This is a genomic window from Massilia sp. Bi118 (assembly GCF_918697865.1).
Lineage (GTDB): Bacteria > Pseudomonadota > Gammaproteobacteria > Burkholderiales > Burkholderiaceae_D > Telluria.
Window position 1 is genome coordinate 56,018 of sequence record NZ_CAKKMV010000011.1, and the last position, 19,323, is coordinate 75,340.

The window sequence follows — 19,323 nt, forward strand, 5'->3', positions numbered from 1 at the left end:
CATACAAAAGTTGGCGTGCACCGCGGCCCGGCGCGATCCGCTAGACTAGGCGGATGCACCCAGTCCCGCTTGTCGCCACCTCGCGTGGCTATCCCGATACCGGCTACCCGGTCGAGAACATCCACTTCGGTTCGATCGCCGTCGTCGACGCCGCCGGCCGCCTGCTGTATTCCAGCGGCGACCCCGACGCGATGGTCTTCACGCGCTCGGCCCTGAAGCCCTTCCAGGCCCTGCCCTTCGTGCTGGCCGACGGCCCGGCGCGCTACGACCTCACGCTCGACGAACTGGCGCTGCTGTGCGCCAGCCACTCGGGCGAGGAAATGCACCTGGCGGGCGTCGAATCCATCCTCGGCAAGATCGGCCTGGACGAGAACCAGCTCGAATGCGGCTGCGCCACCCCGCTGTACTACGACGCGGTCGGCCTGCCGCCCCCGGCCGGACGGCGCTGGCGCACCGTGCACCACAACTGCTCGGGCAAGCACAGCGGCTTCCTGGCCTGGTGCCGCCTGCACGGCGCGCCGACCAAGGCTTACGTCGACCCGCGGCACCCACTGCAGCAGGCGATTCGCAGCACCCTGGCCGAGGCCGTGCAGATGGGCGAGGACCAGCTGCCGCTAGGGGTCGACGGCTGCTCCGCCCCCAACTACGCGATGCCGCTGGCGCGCCTGGCCCATTTATATGCGCGGCTGGCGCAAGGCAGCCGCGATGCGCGCCTGGGCAGCGCGCTGGGCGACCTGTTCGATGCGATGACGAAGCGGCCCGACATGGTCTCCGGCGAAGCGCGCACCGACCTCGCGTGGATGTCGGCCGGCCAGGGCGACTGGGTGGCGAAGATCGGCGCCGACGCGGTGCAGGCAATCGGCATCCGCTCGGCCGGCCTGGGCATCGCGATCAAGGTCGCCGACGGCGCCGTGCGCGCCCTGCATCCGGCCACCTTCAGCGCGCTGGAACAACTCGGCCTGCTGGACGCCCACCGCCGCGAACTCCTCGAACCCTGGCGCGCCCCCGCCATCCGCAACGCCCGCGGCAACATCGCCGGCGAAGTCCGCGCCGTCTTCACCCTCAAGCCCGAACTGTCCCCGATTTAAGCAATCGCAAACCGGGGTCAGAGCCCGGTTTTTCAGCGTCAAAATTCGGGGTCAGTAAATTCGGGGTCAGAGCACTTTTTGGGGCAAGTGCTTTGGCGCATGTCTCGCACCGCATCCAGGCGATGACGCCATAGAAGCGCGCAGCGGACATCCGTTGCCGATCATGACAAAACATGCTTTCAAAACATTGATCGAAAAAGTGGTCTGACCCCAAATTTAAAAAAGTGGTCTGACCCCGAATTTAGGAATTCAGGCGACTTCGAGGCGCAGGCGCTGCGTGAGCACGTCCAGCACCTGGCCGTCGCTCCAGTAGGCCGTGTGCGACAGCGGGTTCCAGCTTTTCAGGATCCAGGTCACCACGCCCTGCCCCGCGTTGATCGGGCGGTCGTCGACCAGCGCCGCGTAGCCCGGCGACAGCGGCTGCAGCGGCCAGCCGAGGGCGTCGTCCGGGTCGTAGAGGTTGATCCACTCGAAGCGCTCGGTCGGCCGGGCGATCGGCTTGATGTCCATCTGCTTGTGCGCGGCGCAGAAGATCGGAATGTTGCAGCCGGTCGTGACGAAGGAGGCGCAGGTGGCGCCCGCCAGGAAGCGCTTTTCGGGCTCGGTCAGGCGCTCGCCCAGCGCGCGCAGGGCCCAGGCGTCGACGTCCTTCCATATCCCGGCCTGCACCCGTCCGCCGGACAGCGCCTTCTGCGCATCGTAGATATAGCTCGACAGCACCTGCCCGCCCAGCGACTGCGCCAGGAAGACGATACTGGTCGAGGGGTCGTGCCTGGCCACGCCCAGCAGCTGGCGCGCGATCGCTTCCTGCGCCAGTTCGTACACCGAGCCGTCGATCTCCTTGCGGTTCTCCAGCCCGGCGGCGTCGCCGAAGCCGAACAGCAGGAAGCGTCGCAGCTCGGCATAACGCAGGTGGGCGGTCTGGCCCACGCGCGCCCACACCGTTTCCTGGTTGGGTTTCAAGATGTCCTGGTAATACACCGAGCGGAAATCGACCTGGGACGCCAGCCCTCCCAGCCGCCCCGCCACCGCCTCGAACAATTTCTCGGCGTAGTCGCGCGGCGTTTCTCCCATCCCATGGACGGTCAGCAGTGCGGTCTGTGACATGGCGGCCTCCTCAGCAAGCTTGACTCTACGTTAAGACAATTCTGACACGATCGCTCACCGAGCATCGCTCTTTACAACGCAAGTTGCATAACATAAAATCGATAGATTCCTATCGATTCGATTGCTAATGATGTGTAATCAACCTGATTCTCCGGTCGGCGAACGCTTCTCCGCCGCCGTGCATGGCACCGCGCGCGGCTGGCGTCTCCTGATCGACAAGCAGCTCAAGCACCTGGGCATCGGCCAGGCCGGCTGGATGACCATCGCCATGGTCGCCAAGTCGAAAGAAGCGATGTCGCAGCGCGCCCTGGCCGACCTGGTCGGCGTGGAAGGGCCGTCGATGGTCTCGATGCTCGACCGCCTCGAGCGCGAAGGCCTGGTGACGCGTGCGCCCTCGTCCACCGACCGCCGCGTCAAGCTGGTGCACCTGACCGACGCCGGCACCACCCTTTACCAGCAGGTGAAAGAGCAGGCGAACGCCGTGCGCACTTCCCTGCTCGGCGACATCGCCCCGGCCCAGCTCCAGGCCGCCACCGAGCTGCTGGAACTGCTGCGTACCCGCATCGAGGAGCAGCTGTGAGCGCAGCCCCACCCATCAACCGCACCATGATCACGGTGTCGATCATGCTGGCGACCATCATCCAGGCGCTCGACGGCACCATCGCCAACGTCGCCCTGCCGCACATGCAGGGCGCGCTGTCGGCCTCGCAGGACCAGATCACCTGGGTGCTGACCTCCTTCATCGTGGCGGCGGCCATCGCCACCCCGCTGAACGGCTGGCTGGTCGACCGTTTCGGCCTCAAGAAAGTCTTCCTCGTATCCGTGGCCGGCTTCACCATCGCCTCGGCGCTGTGCGGCCTGTCGATGAATCTGACCGAGATCGTGGTCTCGCGCATGCTGCAGGGCGTGTTCGGCGCGGCCCTGGTGCCGCTGTCGCAATCGGTCCTGCTCGACATCAACCCGAAAGAGAAGCACGGCTCGGCGATGGCGGTATGGGGCATGGGCGTGATGATCGGCCCTATTCTCGGCCCCACGCTGGGCGGCTGGCTGACCGACAGCTACAGCTGGCGCTGGGTCTTCTTCATCAACCTGCCGATCGGCGCGGTGGCCTTCTACGGCATCTGGCGCTACATCCACCCGACCAGCGCGGCGCGCCGCGTGCGCTTCGACATGTTCGGCTTCCTCACGCTGTCGATCGCGATCGGCGCGCTGCAGATGCTGCTCGACCGCGGCGAGCAGAACGACTGGTTCGCGTCGATGGAAACCTGGGTCGAGCTGGTGCTGATGCTGCTGGCCGCGTCCTACTTCATCGGCCACACGCTGACGCGCCCGGCCGGCCAGTCCTTCGTCGACTTCCGCCTGCTCAAGAACAGCAACTACGTCACCGGCCTGCTGCTGATCTTCATCGTCGGCATGGTGCTGTTCGCGACCCGCGCGCTGATGCCGACCATGCTGCAGGGCCTGATGGGCTATCCGGCCGCGCTGGCCGGCCTGGTGACGGCGCCTTCGGGCCTGGGCACGATGGCGGCCATGCTGGTGGTCGGCAAGCTGACCGGCAAGGTCGACTTCCGACTGCTGCTGGGCGCCGGCTTTGCGATCACCGCCTTCTCGCTGTGGCAGATGACCCAGTACACGCTGGTGCTGTCGCAGGCCGACATCGTCTGGCCCGGCGTGATCCAGGGCGTGGGCCTGGGCCTGGTGTTCGTGCCGCTGTCGGCCGCCACCTTCGCGACCCTGTCGCCGCAGATGCGCGCGGAAGGCACGGCGCTGTATAGCCTGGTCCGCAATATCGGTTCCTCGATCGGCATCGCGATGGTGCAGGCCCTCCTGGTCCGCAACACCCAGATCGCGCATGCTTCGCTGACCACCCAGGTGACGAATGCGAACCCGGCGCTGAACGACCCGTCCAGCCTTTACAACATGAGCAGCCAGCTCGGCGCGGCGATGATCAACAACGAAGTCACGCGCCAGGCCTCGATGATCGCCTACGTCGACGACTACTGGCTGATGATGCTGCTCACCGCGGCCGTGATTCCGCTGCTGATCCTGATCCGCCCGCCGAAGGCCGCGAGCGCCCCGGCCCCGGTCGACGTGCACCTCGATTAATTTGGAAAGCCAGAACAAAGTGCGACATACCTCCTTCATCCTGAAAAACGCGGCGCTTGCAGGCGCCGTGCTGGCGCTGCTGGCCGGCTGCATCAGCGTCCCGGCCGACACGAACAAGCCGGCCAACATCGATTTGGCCGCGCGCGCCCAGCACGCGCCAGGCATCGTCCTCCCCGCCGACGCCTGGCCCGCCGAACAATGGTGGCTGGCCTATGGCGACCCGCAACTCAACGCCCTGATCGCGCGTTCGCTCAAGGACAACCCCAGCCTGGCCACGGTGCAGGCGCGCGTGGCCGGCGCCCAGGCGGTGGTGCGCGCCGAGCGTGCCGACGAAGGCGCCAAGGTCGGCCTCGAGACCGGCCTGAATCGCCAGCGCTATTCCTCGAACGGCTTCTTCCCGGCGCCGATCGGCGGCAGCTGGTTCAACGACGCCAACGTGCAGCTGCGCGCCTCCTACGATGTCGACTGGTGGGGCAAGCACCGCGCGCTGGTCGCAGCAAGCCTCGGCGAAGCGAATGCGCGCCAGGCCGAAGCCGCGCAAGCCGCGCAGGCGATCGCCGCCAGCGTCGCCCAGAGTTACTTCCGCCTGCAGATGATGTGGGCGCGCCAGGACAACCTGAAGCTGCTGGCCGGCATCCAGCGCGAGATCGTGGCCGGCCGCAAGGCCCGCATCGCCCACGGCCTGGCCACCGACGAGCAGCTGCGCAGCGCGGAGCTGGACCTCGGCGTGCTGGAAGAACAGTCGGCGCGCCTGGACACCCAGGCGCTGCGCGAACGCGAAGCGCTGCGCGCCCTGATCGGCGGCGACGCCCAGGCGCTGGCCGACCTCGCCCGCTTCAAGCCCGCCCCTGGCGCGAATGCGCTGCCGCGCGAACTCGGCATGGAATTGCTGGCGCGCCGCCCCGACCTGCAGGCCTCGCGCTGGCGGGTCGAGGCCCAGCTCGGCCGCGTGGCCGCCAGCGAAGCCGCCTTCCGTCCCGACATCAACCTGGTCGGCGCGCTCGGCCTCGACGCGGTCTCGCTCGGCAAGCTGCTGCGCTGGCCGAGCCGCACGCCGCTGCTCGGCGCCACCCTCGACCTGCCGCTGTTCGACAGCGGCCGCCTGAAAGCCCAGCTTGGCGTGGCCCGCAGCCAGCGCGACGAGCTGGTGGCCGAGTACAACGAGGCCGTGCTGGCCGCCGTGCGCGAAGTCGCGCAGGAAGGCGCGACCCTGCAGGGCCTGGAACAGGAAACCCGGACCCACCAGGCCGCGCTCGAGGCCGGCCGCAAGCTGGTCGCCAGCGCCGAGGCGCGTTTGAAGCGCGGCCTGCTGGAACGCGCCGGCGTGCTGCAGGCAAAGATGACGCTCCTGCGCCAGCAGGACACCGATCTGCAGCTGGTGGATGCCCGCCTGCAGACCCAGGTGGCGCTGGTGAAAGCGCTCGGCGGCGGCTATCACGCTAACTAATCAAATAATTCAGAACCCAAGACCATGAGCACCGATACCAATCAAGTCCCGAACAAAGGCAAGCGCCGCCTCGTCCTGGCCAGCATCACCGTCGCCTTCCTCGCCGCCGGTGCGGCCTATGCCGCCTACTACACGCTGGTCGCCTCGAAGCGCGTCGAGACCGACAACGCCTACGTGGGCGGCAACCTCGTCAACGTGTCCTCGCAGGTGACCGGCAGCGTGATCGAGATCCGCGCCGACGAGACCCAGCTGGTGAAAGCCGGCGCCGAGATCGTCCGCCTCGATCCCTCCGACGCCGAGGTGGCGCTGGCCCAGGCCGAAGCGCGCCTGGGCACGGCCGTGCGCCAGCAGCGCGAGCGCTATTCCAACGTCGAGCAGCTGAACGCCGTGGTCGACCAGCGCCGCGTGGCCCTCAAGAGCGCCCAGGAAGACCTGGCGCGCCGTGCCCCGCTGTCCGCCGACAACGTGGTCTCGGGCGAAGACGTGGCGCACGCGCGCCGCGCCGTCGACGATGCGAAGGCGGCACTGGACGTGGCGCTGAAGCAGGTGGCCGCGGCCCGCGTGGCGGTGGCCGGCGTGGCCCCGGCCCAGCACCCGAACGTGCTGGCGGCGAAAGCGGATTACCTGTCGGCCTGGCTGGCGGCGCGCCGCAACGCCATCGTCGCGCCGGTGAGCGGCTACGTGGCCAAGCGCAGCGTGCAGGTGGGCAGCCGCATCGCTCCGGGCGCGCCGCTGCTGTCGATCGTGCCACTGGACCAGCTGTGGATCGACGCCAACTTCAAGGAATCGGAACTGCGCGACATCCGCGTCGGCCAGCCGGCCACGATCGAGGCCGACATCTACGGCAGCAAGGTCACTTACCACGGCAAGGTGGTCGGCCTGGCGGCGGGCACCGGCAGCGCCTTCTCCCTGCTGCCGGCGCAGAACGCGAGCGGCAACTGGATCAAGGTGGTGCAGCGCGTGCCGGTGCGGATCTCGCTCGATCCGAAGGAACTCGCCCAGCACCCGCTGCGCGTGGGCCTGTCGGCCACCGTCGACATCGACATCGCCAACCAGGGCGGCGGCGCGCTGGGCAGCGTGGCCACGCCGGCGCAGACCTACGCGACCGATGTGCTGAGCCAGCCGCTGCAGGAGGCGCAGATGGCTACGGATGCGATTGTGGCCAAGAATATGGCGAATTAAGTTGGCTGTAAAACCGTCGTTCCCGCGAAGGCGGGAACCCAAGTTCTGCTTGAGCTATCGATACGCGTGCAACTTGGATTCCCGCCTTCGCGGGAATGACGGTCTTAAGGATTGCGACCTTGTTTAGCGCCCAGGCAGCGGCACCGGCGTCAAAACCCGCCCACTCCCGAACCAGCTCCGCAAATTATCCAGCATCAGCTGCGCCATCGCCGCCCGCGTCTCCTGCGTGGCGCTGCCGATGTGCGGCATCAACAGCACGTTCTCCAGACCGAAAAAGCGCGCATCGATGTCCGGCTCCCCGTCGAAGACGTCGAGCGCCGCGCCGGCGATGCGCTTTTCCGCCAGCGCCGCCAGCAGCGCCTCCTCGTCGACCAGCGAGCCGCGCGCCACGTTCACCAGAACACCGCGCGGCCCCAGCGCATCCAGCACGCGTGCGTCGATCATGCGCGCGGTCTCGCGGCCGCCCGGCGCCGCCACGATCAGGATGTCGGCGTCGCGCGCCAGCGCCCCGAGGTCGGCCTCGAAGCGCCATGCCAGCTGCTGGTCGCTGCGGCCGTGGTAGGCCAGCGCCACGCCGAAGGGCTCCAGGCGGCGCGCGATGTCCTTGCCGATGCGGCCGAGGCCGACGATGCCGACCTGCTTGCCGGCCAGGCTGGTCGTCAGGGGGAAGCTGGCGCCGGCCCAGCGGCCTTCGCGCACGTAGCGGTCGGCCTGCGGCAGTTGTCGGAGCAGGGCCAGCAAGGAGCCGATGCACAGCTCGGCCACGGCGGCGTTCAGCACGTCCGGCGTGTTCGACACCGCGATGCCGCGGCGCGCCGCCAGCGAGAGCGGGATCAGGTCGTAACCCACGCCATTGGTGGCGATGATCTCGAGCCTGGGCAGACGCTCGACCAGCGCGGCCGGCACTTCCAGGTTGCTGCGCGTGACGATGGCGCGGATGTCGCCGGCACGCGCGGGAGCGCGCTCGAAGTCCTGGACATCGAGGCGCTCGAACTCGGCGTCGATCCGGGACTGCACCTCAGGCGGGAAGCTGCCGATCTGCAGCAGCCCCGGCTTCATTGAGCGCCGACAGTAAGTTCGAAGGTGGTGACGCCGTCGACGCCGCCGCGCACCTGGTCGCCCGGGTGCAGGGCGCCGACGCCGGCCGGGGTGCCGGTGAAGATCAGGTCGCCCGGCGCCAGGGTCACGAAGCGCGAGAGGTAGGCGATGACGTCGGGCACCGGCCAGATCATCTCGTTCAAATTGCCTTCCTGGCGCGGCTCGCCGTTCACCTCGAGCCAGATGCGGCCTTCGTGCGGGTGGCCGGTCCATGTCGCCTGCTGCAGCGGGCTGCAAGGGGCCGAGGCGTCGAAGCCCTTGGCCATGTCCCACGGCCGGCCATCCTTCTTTGCGACGGCCTGCAGGTCGCGGCGGGTCAGGTCCAGGCCGACCGCATAGCCCCACACCAGGTCCAGCGCCTGCTCGGGAGCGATGTTGGCGCCGCCCTCCTTCAAGGCCACCACCAGCTCGACTTCATGGTGCAGCTCTTTGGTGGCGGGCGGATACGCCAGCGTGCCGACGGCCGGCACCACCGCGTCGGCGGGCTTGGAGAAGAAGAACGGCGGTTCGCGGTCCGGGTCGGCGCCCATTTCGCGCGCGTGGGCGGCGTAATTGCGGCCGACGCAGAAGACGCGGCGCAGCGGGAAGGTCTGGTCGGAGCCTGCGATGGCAAGCGCCGGCGTGTTGGGCGGGGTGATGACGAAGCCAGTCATGCTGATCCTTGTAAAGACAATGTCCGGGCGCACCGAGGGGAGGCGCGTCGGACAGCCTAACATAATCGGCGCCGGCTTGAGAGTCACGTCGTCCCCGCGGAGGCGCCTCGCTGCGCGAGGCCCCAAGTTGGATGCATCTCGATAGCTCATGCAACTTGGGTTCCCGCCTTCGCGGGAACGACGCCTACGCGGTAACGATCAGAACTCTTCCCAATCGCTTGCAACCGGTGCGGCCTTGGCCGGACGCGCGGGGCGCGCAGGCTTCACCGGCGCCGGACGCGCCGCGGGCAAGGCTGCACGCACAGCCACCGGTGCGGCAGCAACAGCGGCCACCGGCGCCACTCGCTGGTCCAGCTTGAACACCGCCACCGCCGCCGACAGTTGCGCCGCCGTGTCCTGCATGGATTGCGAGGCAGCCGCCGCCTGTTCGACCAGCGCGGCGTTCTGCTGGGTCACGGTGTCCATCTGGGTGATGGCTTCGTTGACCTGTTCGATGCCGGCACTCTGTTCCTGGCTGGCCGAGCTGATCTCGTTGAGGATGTCGGTCACGCGGCGCACGCTGTCGACGATGTCGCCCATGGTGCTGCCGGCCTCCTGCACCAGGCGGCTGCCGGTGCCGACCTTTTCGCTGGAGTCGTCGATCAGGGTCTTGATCTCCTTGGCGGCGGCGGCCGAACGATGGGCCAGCGAGCGCACCTCGCCCGCCACCACCGCGAAGCCGCGGCCCTGCTCGCCCGCGCGCGCCGCTTCGACGGCCGCATTCAGCGCCAGGATATTGGTCTGGAAGGCGATGCCGTCGATGACCGCGATGATGTCCGCGATCTTGCCGGAGGCTTCGTGGATCTGCTCCATGGTGGCGACCACCTCGTGGATCACCTGGCCGCCGCGGGCGGCGACGCCGGATGCCGCCGCGGCCATGGTATTGGCCTGGCGCGCGTTGTCGGCGTTCTGCTTGACGGTCGAGGTCAGCTCTTCCATCGAGGACGCCGTCTCTTCCAGCGAGCTGGCCTGCTGCTCGGTGCGGCTCGACAGGTCGTGGTTGCCGGCCGCGACTTCGCTGGAGGCAGTGCCGATCGCCTCGGTGCCACTGCGCACGGTAGCGACGGTCTGCACCAGGTTCTCGTTCATGGTCTTCAGGGCAGCCAGCAGCTGGCCGGCTTCGCACTTGCTGGTGACCTCGACCCGGGTGGTGAGATCGCCGGCGGCGACGGCGTTGGCGACGTCCAGTGCGCGGCGCATCGGACGCACGATCGAGGCGCTGATCCACCAGGCCAGCGCGCCGGCGCCGGCCACGGCCAGCACGCCCAGCGCCAGCAACAGATTGCGCGCGAATTCATAGGTGACGGTGGCCTCGTCCGCATCGCGCTTGGCCAGGCCCTTCTGCATCTCGATCTGCTCGGCGACTGCCTTCTTGTAGGCGGCGAGCACCGGACGCACTTCCTTGGTCAGGTAGGCCTTGGCGCCGTCCAGCTCATTCGCATTGATCAAGCGGAGCAGCTCGTCCTGCGCCTTGACGTACTTGGCGTTCAAGTCCTGCTGCTGGGCCAGCAGCGCCCGGCCCTGCTGGCTTTCCAGCATCTTGTCGAGCATGGCGAGATCGGTCTCGATTTCCTTACGCGAGGACATAATTTCGTCGACCTGCTTCGCACGGTCGGCAGGATCGTCGTTCAACATCGCATTGCGCAAGGCGATCGCAATGTCGTTCACTTCGGCCAGCAGGCGGCTGGTCAGGTCAATGCGCGGCATGCGTTTGGCCACGATGGTGTCGCTGGCGGCATTCACCCGGCCCAGACTGGTCAAGCCCTGCCCAACGGTGAACGCCAGGGCCAGGCAGACAACACCGAAAGCCATGCCCAGACGGGTTCCGATCTTCATATCCGTAATTTTCATATTCTTCCGCGTCTTTTAATGAAATTTGTAGGACTACACCTACGACGCGCAAGCTTACGACCCAACTTGGTGCAAGGTCGATAGAAAATAGTTAAGCCATGGCAATATTTTTAAATGATGAGTAGTTGTAGCAACACTCGTCTGTACACAATTGTCTAATCGTCCACCGAAAACCTGAACCGCGACTCGGTCGCATAGGTCTGTCCGGGCCGCAGGATCGTATTGGGAAAATCGGGCTGGTTCGGCGAATCCGGGAAATGCTCGGGTTCGATCGCAAAGCCGCCGCGGAAGGGATAGGCGCAGCCCTTGCCGGCCAGGGTCCCGTCGAGGAAGTTCCCGCTGTAGAACTGCACGCCAGGCTCCTGGGTGAGCAGCTCCAGCACCCGTCCCGAGCCCGGATCGCGCACCCGGACCGCGCGCGCCAGTGCACGGCCGCCGGCCGGGCGGTCGAGCACGAAGCAGTGGTCGTAGCCCTGGCCGTTGGCGAGCTGTTCGTCCTGCTCGCCGATGCGGCTGCCGATGGTGCGCGCCTGCCGGAAGTCGAAGGCGCTGTCCTCGACCGGGCGCACGCCGCCCAGCGGGATCGATTCGGCGTCGATCGGCACGAAGCCGGCGGCGTCGATGAGGATCTCGTGGCCGAGGATGTCGCCGCAGCCTTCGATGCCGGCCAGGTTGAAGTAGCTGTGCTGGGTCAGGTTTACCGGGGTCGGCTTGTCCGTGGTGGCGGAGAAGCGCACCACGATCTCGTTGTCGTCGGTGAGGCTGTAGACCACGCGGGCGTCCAGGTTGCCGGGATAGCCCTCCTCGCCATCCGGGCTGAAGTAGCGCAGCCGCAGCTCGCCGCCCACGGCTTCGGCCTGCCACAGGACCTTGTCGAAGCCGCGGTCGCCGCCGTGCAGGTGGTTGTTGCCGTTGTTGGTCGCCAGTTCGTATTTGTGACCGTCAAGCACAAATCGTCCTTTCGCGATGCGGTTGCCGTAGCGGCCGATCAGGGCGCCGAAATAAGGGCTGGCGCCGAGGTAGGGCTCGAGTTCGTCGAAGCCGAGGGCGACGTCGGCGAAGCGGCCGTCGCGGTCGGGCACGTGGATGCGCCTGATGATGCCGCCGAAGTCGAGGATTGCAACCCGCATGCCGTGGCGGTTGACCAGCGTGTATTCGGTGACCGGCGCGCCGTCGGGCAAGCTGCCGAACGGCGCCTGGGTGATGCCTGGGGTGATGTCGGTTTGCGCGTGCACGGTAAATCCTGTCAGTGGGCGCCGCCGGGGCGGCATGATGGTCCCGATCCTAGCACGAGGCCCGGCAAGCCCGGCGCGCCGTGGCACAATGCGGCCATGCCTGCCCAGTTCACCGATTTCGCCGGCCCGATCGCCGCCACCGAGCTTGAGCTCGTCACCAGCGCCGCCCTGATCCCGGATGCCTTCCTGCTCGCCCGCGCCGGCCGCGTCGAGGCCCGCTACATCCCCTTCGACTACGTGAATCCGGAGGCGCGCGTGGTGCTGGTCGGGATCTCGCCCGGCTTCGTGCAGTGGAAGAACGCGATGCGCGCCGCGCAGCAGGGCTTGCGCGACGGCCTGCCTCTGCCCGAGCTGCTGCGCGCGGCCAAGTACACGGGCGCTTTCAGCGGCGCGATCCGTCCCAACCTGGTGGCCCTGCTGGACCACATCGGCCTGCAGCGCTGGCTCGGCATCGCCAGTTGCGCCACCCTGTTCGGCGAGCACGCCCACCTGATGCACGTGACCGGGGCGCTGCGCCAGGCGGTCTTCGTCGACGGCCTTAACTACAATGGCGCAAATCCAAACATGCTGACCACACCGCTGCTGCAGCAACAGCTGCTCGACTATTTCGGGCAGGAGGCGGCGCAAATCCGGGACGCCGTGTTCGTGCCGCTTGGCCCCAAGGTCGGCCTGGCCCTGAGCTGGCTGGCGCGGCGAGGCATGCTCGACGAACGCCGTATCCTGCATGGACTGCCCCACCCTTCCGGGGCGAACATGGAACGCATCGCCTACTTCCTCGGCCGCAAGGAGAAAAGCGCTTTGTCGAGCCGCACGAACGGCGCGCAGATCGACGCCGACCGCCTTGCCCTGCGCGAGAAAATGGCGGCGCTGGGGATGGCGTCCATGGACTAAGGCCGGGTCCGCTTGCGTGCTACGCATATTGACTGCGGCGATTACACTGGGGCTGTCCAGCGTCCAGTCTCAAGGCAGGGAACATGTCGACTTTTTCGTGGGAATACAACCAGCTCCCCCTCGTCAACCTCGAGGACAAGCCCGCGTCATTCTTCAAGGGATTGATTCGTGCGAGCAGCACGGCCATCGTCATCACCGACGCCCTGCAGGACGATAACCCGATCGCCTGGGTCAATCCGGCCTTCGAGCAGGTGTCCGGCTACGCGCTGGCCGAGGTGATCGGCCGTAACTGCCGCTTCCTGCAGAACGGCGACCGCAGCCAGCCGGAGCTCGCCGGCCTGCGCGAGGCCATCGCGGCCGGCCGCAATCACACCTGCACGTTGCGCAACTACCGCAAGGACGGGAGCCTGTTCTGGAGCCGGATGCACGTGTTCCCGATCAAGGACAGCAAGGGCTGTGCCGTCAACTTCGCCGCCTTCCTCGAAGACGTCAGCGCTGCGGTCCGCGCCCAGGCCCAGGTAACGAGCACGCGCGAGCACCTCAGTACAGTCCTCGAGAGCATCTCGGACGGCTTCTTCTCACTCGACCGCGAGTGGCGCTTCACCTACGTCAACAGCAAGGGTGCCCACTGGCTCAGGCGTCCCGCCGGAGAGCTGCTGGGCAAGGTGATCTGGGATGCGTTTCCCGACGCGGTGGGCGGTCCCTTTTACGAAACCTATCGTCACGCGATCGAGTGCCAGGAATACGCCAGCTGCGAAACCTTCTACGAACCGCTGGGCCTTTGGCTCGAGGCACGCGCCTATCCGTCGCACGATGGGCTGACGGTCTTCTTCGCCGACATCTCCGAGCGCAAGGAAGCGGAGGCGCGCCTGGTCCACATGGCGACCCACGACAGCATGACCGGCCTGCACAACCGCTTCAGCTGCCTGCGCGCGCTCGACGAGTGCCTGGCCGCGGACAGCATGGTCGGCGTGCTGTTCATCGACCTCGACCACTTCAAGGAAGTCAACGACGCCCACGGCCACCGCGCCGGCGACATTGCCCTGCGGGAGATCGGGCGCCGCCTGGCGGCTTTCGGGGACGGCGAGACCACGGTGTCGCGCATCAGCGGCGACGAATTCGTGATCGTGCAAGCCAACGCCAGCGTCGAGAAAGCAAAAGCGCTGGCGGCCAGCGTGCTGCAGCGCATGGCCGAGCCGATCGCGGTCGAGGACCTGAAGGTCACGGTCGGCGCCAGCATCGGCATCGCCCTCGGAAAAGCCCGCGAGCACACGGCCGACGAACTGCTGAACAACGCCGACGCGGCCATGTACGCAGCCAAGGACAACGGCCGCCACACCTTCAGCGTGTTCTCGCCCAAGTCGGCGCAGATGATCAAGGAGCGCCTGCAGCTGCGCCAGGAAGTGTTTTCCGCGCTGGAGCGGCGCCAGTTCGTGCTGTTCTACCAGCCGCAGATCAGCGCCGCCAACGGCGCCGTGGTCGGCGCCGAGGCCCTGCTGCGCTGGAACCACCCGCGCCTGGGTGTGATTGCGCCCGGCGCCTTCCTGTCCATGCTCGAGGATTCGCCGGCCATCACCGCGGTCGGCGCCTGGGTCTGCGAGGAAGCCTGCCGCCAGGCGCGCGAGTGGGAGCAGCTCGGCTTCCAGCTGCAGATGGCCGTGAACGTCTCGGCGCGCCAGCTGACCGACGAGAACCTGCCGCCGCTGCTGAAGAACCTGGTGGCGCACTACGGACTGGACACCGGCTGCATCAAGCTGGAAGTCACGGAGAGCATGCTGACCCAGGACATCGTCAAGGCCGCCGCCGTGCTGCGCTCCCTGCAGGAAGAAGGCTTCCGGATCGCCCTCGACGACTTCGGCACCGGCTACTCGAACCTCTCCTACCTGCGCCAGTTCCCGATCACGACGATCAAGATCGACCGCTCCTTCGTGCAGGAGATCGAGGAAGACCGGCGCTGCCTGGACATCGTCAACGGCGTGATCGCCTTCGCCAAGTCGCTCAAGCTGGCGGTGATCTGCGAAGGGATCGAGACCGAGGCGCAGGCCAGCGCGATCCGTTCGACCGAATGCGACGTGCTGCAGGGCTACCTGATCGGCAAGCCGATGCCGGCCAGCGAATTCCAGACCCTGCTGATGGCGCAGAGTGCGGCGCCGCAGCAGGCGGATCCGGGCTGCGACCAGGCCGGCCCGGCGAATAGTTAGCCTTAAAATCGTCATTCCCGCGAAGGTGGGAATCCATACTGAGCCGCCGAAGTAGGCGAATCCTGTTATTCAGCATGGATTCCCGCGTTCGCGGGAATGACACTTTTAAATTCCACCTGGCGCTTGAAGAACCACAGGCTCACCAGCATCAGCATGATCGGCACCAGGGTCAGGTAGAACGCGAAATGGCCGTTGTAGCGGCCGAACACATAGCCCGTGATCAGGGATCCGGTGGTGCCGCCAAGCGCCGAGAAGATCACCAGCAGGCCTGTCATCGGCGCGTGCTGGTGGCGCGGCAGCGAAGACAGCATCACCGAATTGATGCCGGGGTAGATCGGCGCCATGAACAGCCCGATCATCGGGAACAGGAAAGCCGCAGCCGGCGCAGTCGACCAGCCGACGTTCGGATCGTGGGCGATGCCGCGCGCCAGCGGCAGCGCCAGCAGCACCGTCGCGCCCATCGCGAGCATGCAGCCGGCCAGCACCGGGAACCAGTTCAGGCGGCGCATCACCACGCCGGCCGACAGGCGGCCCAGCGCCAGGCAGGCCGCGTAGATGCTGGTGACCTGCACACTCATCGCCGCCGGCAGCTTCAGGATTTCGTTGTTGAAGGTCGGCAGCCAGGTGCCGACGCTCTGCTCGACCAGCACGTACAGGAAGGCGGTGAGCACGAACACGCACACCAGCGGCCGCATGAACAGGCGCAGCATCTCCACGAAGTCGGAGGCGGGGCCGCGGCTGTGCGGCGGGGCGGCGGCGTGCTCGTCGAAGCGGGTGAACAGCACCAGCAGGAAGGTCGCCGCGCACAGCCCGGACAGCAGCCAGTAGACGTTCAGCCAGCCGAGCGAAGCGGGATTGCTGGAGTCGATGAAGAAGCCGAAGATCCAGTAGGCGCTCAGCACCCCGACCATGAAGAAGCCTTCCAGCATATTGGTGATGCCTGCGTGCTGCTTCGGGTCCTGTGCCACCAGCCCGATCGACGAGTACACCGACACCTTCACCAGCGCAAAGGCCACGCCCACGCACAGGAACAGCAGCTTGGCGGTGGCGAAACCCGGCAACATCGGCATCGCCAGGGTGGCGCAGGCGACGATGGCGAGCGCCGCCAGCATCGCCTTCTTGTAGCCGAAGCGCGGCAGGCTCGCTGCGACCAGAAAGGACACCGCGGCAATCGGCAGGTCCTTGAAGCCTTCGAGCACGCTGGCCGAGGTCTTGTCCACGCCATAGCTGTTGATGACCTGCAGGATCACCGTCCCCACGCTGTTGAGCAGGATGGCGAACACGAAGTAGATCAGGAAGAGTGCCAGCAGGATGCGGCGGTTGTTCATGGGTGTCTCCATCAAGTCGTCGTCGTACCCGCGCAGGCGGGTACCCAGGTTTTTATAGTGATGGTCTTACAGATAGTCGGCCAGCCTGAACCTGTCCATCGCCGGGATGTTGTAGTCGGCGCGCGCCAGCACCTGCGCATCGCCGACGCCGACCGCCGTCATCCCCGCATCCTTGATCGAGGCCACGCCGGCGGCCGCATCCTCCACGCCCAGGCAGTCGGCCGGCGCCACCCCGAGGTGGCTTGCCGCGGTCAGGAAGATTTCCGGATGCGGCTTGCTGTTGGCGATGGTCGCGGCATCGACCACGTCGTCGAAGCGGCCACGGATGCCGAGACGGTCCAGTACAGTAAAAGCGTTCTTGCTGACCGAGGCCAGGCCGATCTTCAGTCCGGCGGCCCTTGCCTCTTCCAGGGCGCGCAGGGCGCCTGGCAGCAGGTCTTCCGGCGTCATCGTCGCCACCAGTTCCTGGTAATGGCGGTTCTTCGCATCGGCCAGCAGCAGCTTTTCCTGGTCCGTGAACGTGCGCGGGGCGCGCGCCAGGATCAGTGCCAGCGATCCCATGCGGTCGACGCCCTTCAAGTGTTCGTTGAAGGCTTCGTCGAAGGGCGCGCCGACCTCGTCGGCCAGGCGCTTCCAGGCCAGGTAGTGGAAGCGCGCGGTGTCGGTGATGACGCCGTCCAGGTCGAAGATCACTGCCTTGTATCGGTGCTGGTTCATGCCTTGTCCTCCATGCGAAGCTCGGGTTGCTGCGGGGTGAGCGCGACCGCGCGGCCGCAATGCGAAAAGTGCAGCCGGTCGCCCTGCAGCAGGCGGTAGCTGGCGCCGCCGGCGCCGACCTCGACGCCCAGCAGCGCGCCGTGCACGTGCACCTTGAAGCGGTAGCCTTGCCACTGTTCCGGCAGCACCGGCGCGAAACGCAGGCCGGCGCCGTCGATGCGCATGCCGGCGAAGCCGTAGGCGACGCCCAGCCAGGTGCCGGCCATGGCGGCCGTATGCACGCCGTATTCGGTGTTGCCGTGGGTGTTGTCGAGGTCCAGGCGCGCCGTTTCCATGAAGTAGGCGTAGGCTTTGTCGCGGTAGCCGACCTCGCTCGCCACCATGCTGAAGATGCAGGACGAGAGCGAGGAATCGTGGGTGGTCACCCGCTCGTAGAAGTCGAAGTCGCGGCGCTTGTCCTCGAGCGTGAACTCGTCGGACAGCAGCAGCAGGGCCAGCACCACGTCGGCCTGCTTGCAGACCTGGTGGCGGTAGATCACCAGCGGGTGGTAGTGCAGCAGCAGCGGATAGTTTTCCTTGGGCGTGGCGGCGAAGTCCCAGGGCTTTTTCGACAGGAAGCTGTCGTCCTGCTCGTGGATGCCGAGCGTTTCGTCGTAGGGCAGCCGCATCGCGCCGCTGGCCGCGCGCCAGGCCGCGATCTCGCCCTCCTCCAGTCCGATCGCCTGGGCCACGCGCGCATAGTCCTGCGGGCGCTCGGCGCGCAGGCGCTCGGCCACATCGGCCGCGAAGGTCATGTGCATGCGCGCCATCGCATTGGTGTAGTAATTGTTGTTGACGATGGCCGTGTACTCGTCCGGTCCGGTCACCGCATTGATGCAGAAGCGCTGCTGGCGGTCGTAGCTGCCGATGCCCGTCCAGATGCGCGCCGTATCGAGCACGATCTCGGCGCCCTGCTCGGCCAGAAAGTCGAAGTCGCCTGTGGCGAGCAGGTAAAGGCGGATCGAGTAGGCGATGTCGGCGTTGATGTGATACTGCGCGCTGCCGGCCGGGAAGTAGGCCGAGCATTCTTCGCCGGCGATGGTGCGCCATGGGTAGAGTGCGCCGCGCTCATGCCCCATCTGGCGCGCCCGCACGCGCGCCTTGGGCAGGATCGTGTAGCGGTACTGCAGCAGCGCGCGCGCGATCTCGGGCTTCGCGAACAACAGGAAGGGGAACACATAGATCTCGGTGTCCCAGAAATAATGCCCCTCGTAGCCCTCGCCCGTCACGCCCTTGGCGGCGATGTTGGTGCGGCCGTCGCGGCCCACCGATTGCAGCAGGTGGAACTGGTTGAAGCGCACGCCCTGCTGGAGGGCGTCGTCGCCGTCGATGCCGACGTCGGCCTGGTCCCAGAATTCGGCCAGCCAGGCGGCCTGCTCGGCGGCGAGCGCCTCGAAGCCGGCTTGCGCGGCGCCCGCCAGCGCGGCGCGTGCGTGCGGGCCGACCGCATCTTCCGCCATGTCGCGCGAGGTCGCGTAGGCGATGAACTTGTGCAGCACCACGGTTTGTCCCTGGGCGGCGTCGATCTCGAACGCGTGGCCCTGCTCCAGCGCCTCCACCTGCGCGGTAGCGCTTACGCAGGACTCGGTGGCGCTGGCCAGCAGGAAGCCGCTGTGGCGGGTGCGCTGCAGGACCAGCACGCCATGCTGCGCGCCGCGCACCCAACTGTCCCTCCCTGCCGGCTGCAGGCTGGGGCCGGTGATGGCCGAGCCCACGCGCGGATCGTCGCCGGCCTGGAGGTTGCTGACCTGGCTGTCGATGTCGGCAAGCAGGCGCAGACGGCCCGAAAAATTCAGGGGCGTGACCGCGTATTCGACGGCGGCGACATGCTTGCGCGCGAAGCACACCAGGCGCCGGCTGACGATGCGCAGCTGCTTGCCGCTGCTTGACTCCCAGTCGACGCTGCGGGTCAGCAGGCCGGTGCGGAAATCCAGCACACGCTCCCAGGCCAGCACCCTGCCGCGCTCCAGCCCGAAGACTTCGCCATCGGCTTCGACGCCCACCCGCTTGGCGTTCGGCACATTCAGCATGAACTCGTTGGTGCGCGCCAGGCCGTAGGCGTTCTCGGGATAGACGATCGGCTCGGAGTCGTAGAAGCCGTTCAGGTAAGTGCCTTCCAGTGTCTGTCCCTTGGGCGCGGCGCTGCCTTCCTCGGGCGTGCCGCGCATGCCGATGTAGCCGTTCCCCAGCGTGAACAGGGTCTCGCGCAGGAAGCGCGCATCGGGATCGAGGCTGCGCTCGCGGATGCACCAGGGCTCGGCTTCGATGCCGGGCCCGGCTCCAATGTTATCGATATCATTTGTAGGCATGCTGGTTTGCTCTGGCTTTGCGTCGATTGGAT

15 protein-coding genes are annotated in these 19,323 nt (G+C 67.1%); 7 read left to right on the forward strand and 8 right to left on the reverse strand.

Annotated features, from left to right (window positions below; translation table 11 throughout):
* The first annotated feature begins 53 nt into the window (after nucleotides 1-53).
* Nucleotides 54-1,088 carry an asparaginase gene (locus LQV39_RS17110; RefSeq protein WP_230027346.1) on the forward strand — a complete coding sequence of 345 codons (1,035 nt, stop codon included), beginning with the start codon at nucleotides 54-56 and terminating at the stop codon, nucleotides 1,086-1,088.
* A gap of 249 nt (nucleotides 1,089-1,337) precedes the next feature.
* On the opposite strand, the gene LQV39_RS17115 is transcribed toward LQV39_RS17110, so the two are convergent.
* A complete protein-coding gene (locus LQV39_RS17115; RefSeq protein WP_230027347.1) occupies nucleotides 1,338-2,195 on the reverse strand; it encodes a hypothetical protein in 858 nt (285 codons plus the stop codon).
* Between the two features lie 130 nt (nucleotides 2,196-2,325).
* Here LQV39_RS17115 and LQV39_RS17120 point away from each other — a divergent pair, with 130 nt between their 5' ends.
* From LQV39_RS17120 to LQV39_RS17135, 4 genes are read left to right on the forward strand one after another with little or no spacing between them, the layout of a single operon-like run.
* Complete coding sequence (locus LQV39_RS17120; protein ID WP_230027348.1) at nucleotides 2,326-2,775, forward strand: MarR family winged helix-turn-helix transcriptional regulator; 450 nt, start codon at nucleotides 2,326-2,328, stop codon at nucleotides 2,773-2,775.
* A 26-nt stretch (nucleotides 2,776-2,801) separates the two neighbouring features.
* Nucleotides 2,802-4,301, forward strand: a complete 1,500-nt coding sequence (locus LQV39_RS17125) for an MDR family MFS transporter (protein WP_230027474.1) — start codon at nucleotides 2,802-2,804, stop codon at nucleotides 4,299-4,301.
* A gap of 19 nt (nucleotides 4,302-4,320) precedes the next feature.
* The gene (locus tag LQV39_RS17130) at nucleotides 4,321-5,748 is read left to right on the forward strand and encodes an efflux transporter outer membrane subunit (RefSeq protein ID WP_230027349.1); all 1,428 of its coding nucleotides are present in this window, start codon (nucleotides 4,321-4,323) and stop codon (nucleotides 5,746-5,748) included.
* Nucleotides 5,749-5,772: 24 nt separating this feature from the next.
* Nucleotides 5,773-6,930 (forward strand): HlyD family efflux transporter periplasmic adaptor subunit, encoded by a 1,158-nt coding sequence (locus LQV39_RS17135; protein ID WP_230027350.1) that lies wholly within the window; start codon nucleotides 5,773-5,775, stop codon nucleotides 6,928-6,930.
* A gap of 123 nt (nucleotides 6,931-7,053) precedes the next feature.
* Here the strand turns inward: LQV39_RS17135 and LQV39_RS17140 are convergent, their stop codons facing one another.
* From LQV39_RS17140 to LQV39_RS17160, 4 genes are all read right to left on the reverse strand, one after another.
* The gene (locus LQV39_RS17140) at nucleotides 7,054-7,989 is read right to left on the reverse strand and encodes a 2-hydroxyacid dehydrogenase (protein ID WP_230027351.1); all 936 of its coding nucleotides are present in this window, start codon (nucleotides 7,987-7,989) and stop codon (nucleotides 7,054-7,056) included.
* A complete protein-coding gene (locus tag LQV39_RS17145) occupies nucleotides 7,986-8,681 on the reverse strand; it encodes a fumarylacetoacetate hydrolase family protein (RefSeq protein ID WP_230027352.1) in 696 nt (231 codons plus the stop codon). The genes LQV39_RS17140 and LQV39_RS17145 overlap by 4 nt, the downstream gene beginning before the upstream one ends.
* A gap of 198 nt (nucleotides 8,682-8,879) precedes the next feature.
* Nucleotides 8,880-10,556: a methyl-accepting chemotaxis protein gene (locus LQV39_RS26420; RefSeq protein ID WP_290368597.1), complete on the reverse strand. Its 1,677-nt coding sequence runs from the start codon at nucleotides 10,554-10,556 to the stop codon at nucleotides 8,880-8,882.
* Between the two features lie 170 nt (nucleotides 10,557-10,726).
* A complete protein-coding gene (locus tag LQV39_RS17160) occupies nucleotides 10,727-11,806 on the reverse strand; it encodes an aldose epimerase family protein (protein WP_290368598.1) in 1,080 nt (359 codons plus the stop codon).
* A gap of 96 nt (nucleotides 11,807-11,902) precedes the next feature.
* Here LQV39_RS17160 and LQV39_RS17165 point away from each other — a divergent pair, with 96 nt between their 5' ends.
* The gene (locus tag LQV39_RS17165; RefSeq protein WP_230027353.1) at nucleotides 11,903-12,697 is read left to right on the forward strand and encodes a hypothetical protein; all 795 of its coding nucleotides are present in this window, start codon (nucleotides 11,903-11,905) and stop codon (nucleotides 12,695-12,697) included.
* Between the two features lie 83 nt (nucleotides 12,698-12,780).
* Nucleotides 12,781-14,898, forward strand: a complete 2,118-nt coding sequence (locus tag LQV39_RS17170; protein WP_230027354.1) for a bifunctional diguanylate cyclase/phosphodiesterase — start codon at nucleotides 12,781-12,783, stop codon at nucleotides 14,896-14,898.
* Between the two features lie 65 nt (nucleotides 14,899-14,963).
* Here the strand turns inward: LQV39_RS17170 and LQV39_RS17175 are convergent, their stop codons facing one another.
* The 3 genes from LQV39_RS17175 to LQV39_RS17185 form a co-directional block, all read right to left on the reverse strand.
* A complete protein-coding gene (locus LQV39_RS17175; protein WP_230027355.1) occupies nucleotides 14,964-16,226 on the reverse strand; it encodes a sugar MFS transporter in 1,263 nt (420 codons plus the stop codon).
* 66 nt (nucleotides 16,227-16,292) lie between these two features.
* A complete protein-coding gene (gene pgmB, locus LQV39_RS17180; RefSeq protein WP_230027356.1) occupies nucleotides 16,293-16,943 on the reverse strand; it encodes a beta-phosphoglucomutase in 651 nt (216 codons plus the stop codon).
* A complete protein-coding gene (locus tag LQV39_RS17185; RefSeq protein ID WP_230027357.1) occupies nucleotides 16,940-19,291 on the reverse strand; it encodes a glycoside hydrolase family 65 protein in 2,352 nt (783 codons plus the stop codon). The genes pgmB and LQV39_RS17185 overlap by 4 nt, the downstream gene beginning before the upstream one ends.
* Between the last annotated feature and the right edge of the window lie 32 nt (nucleotides 19,292-19,323).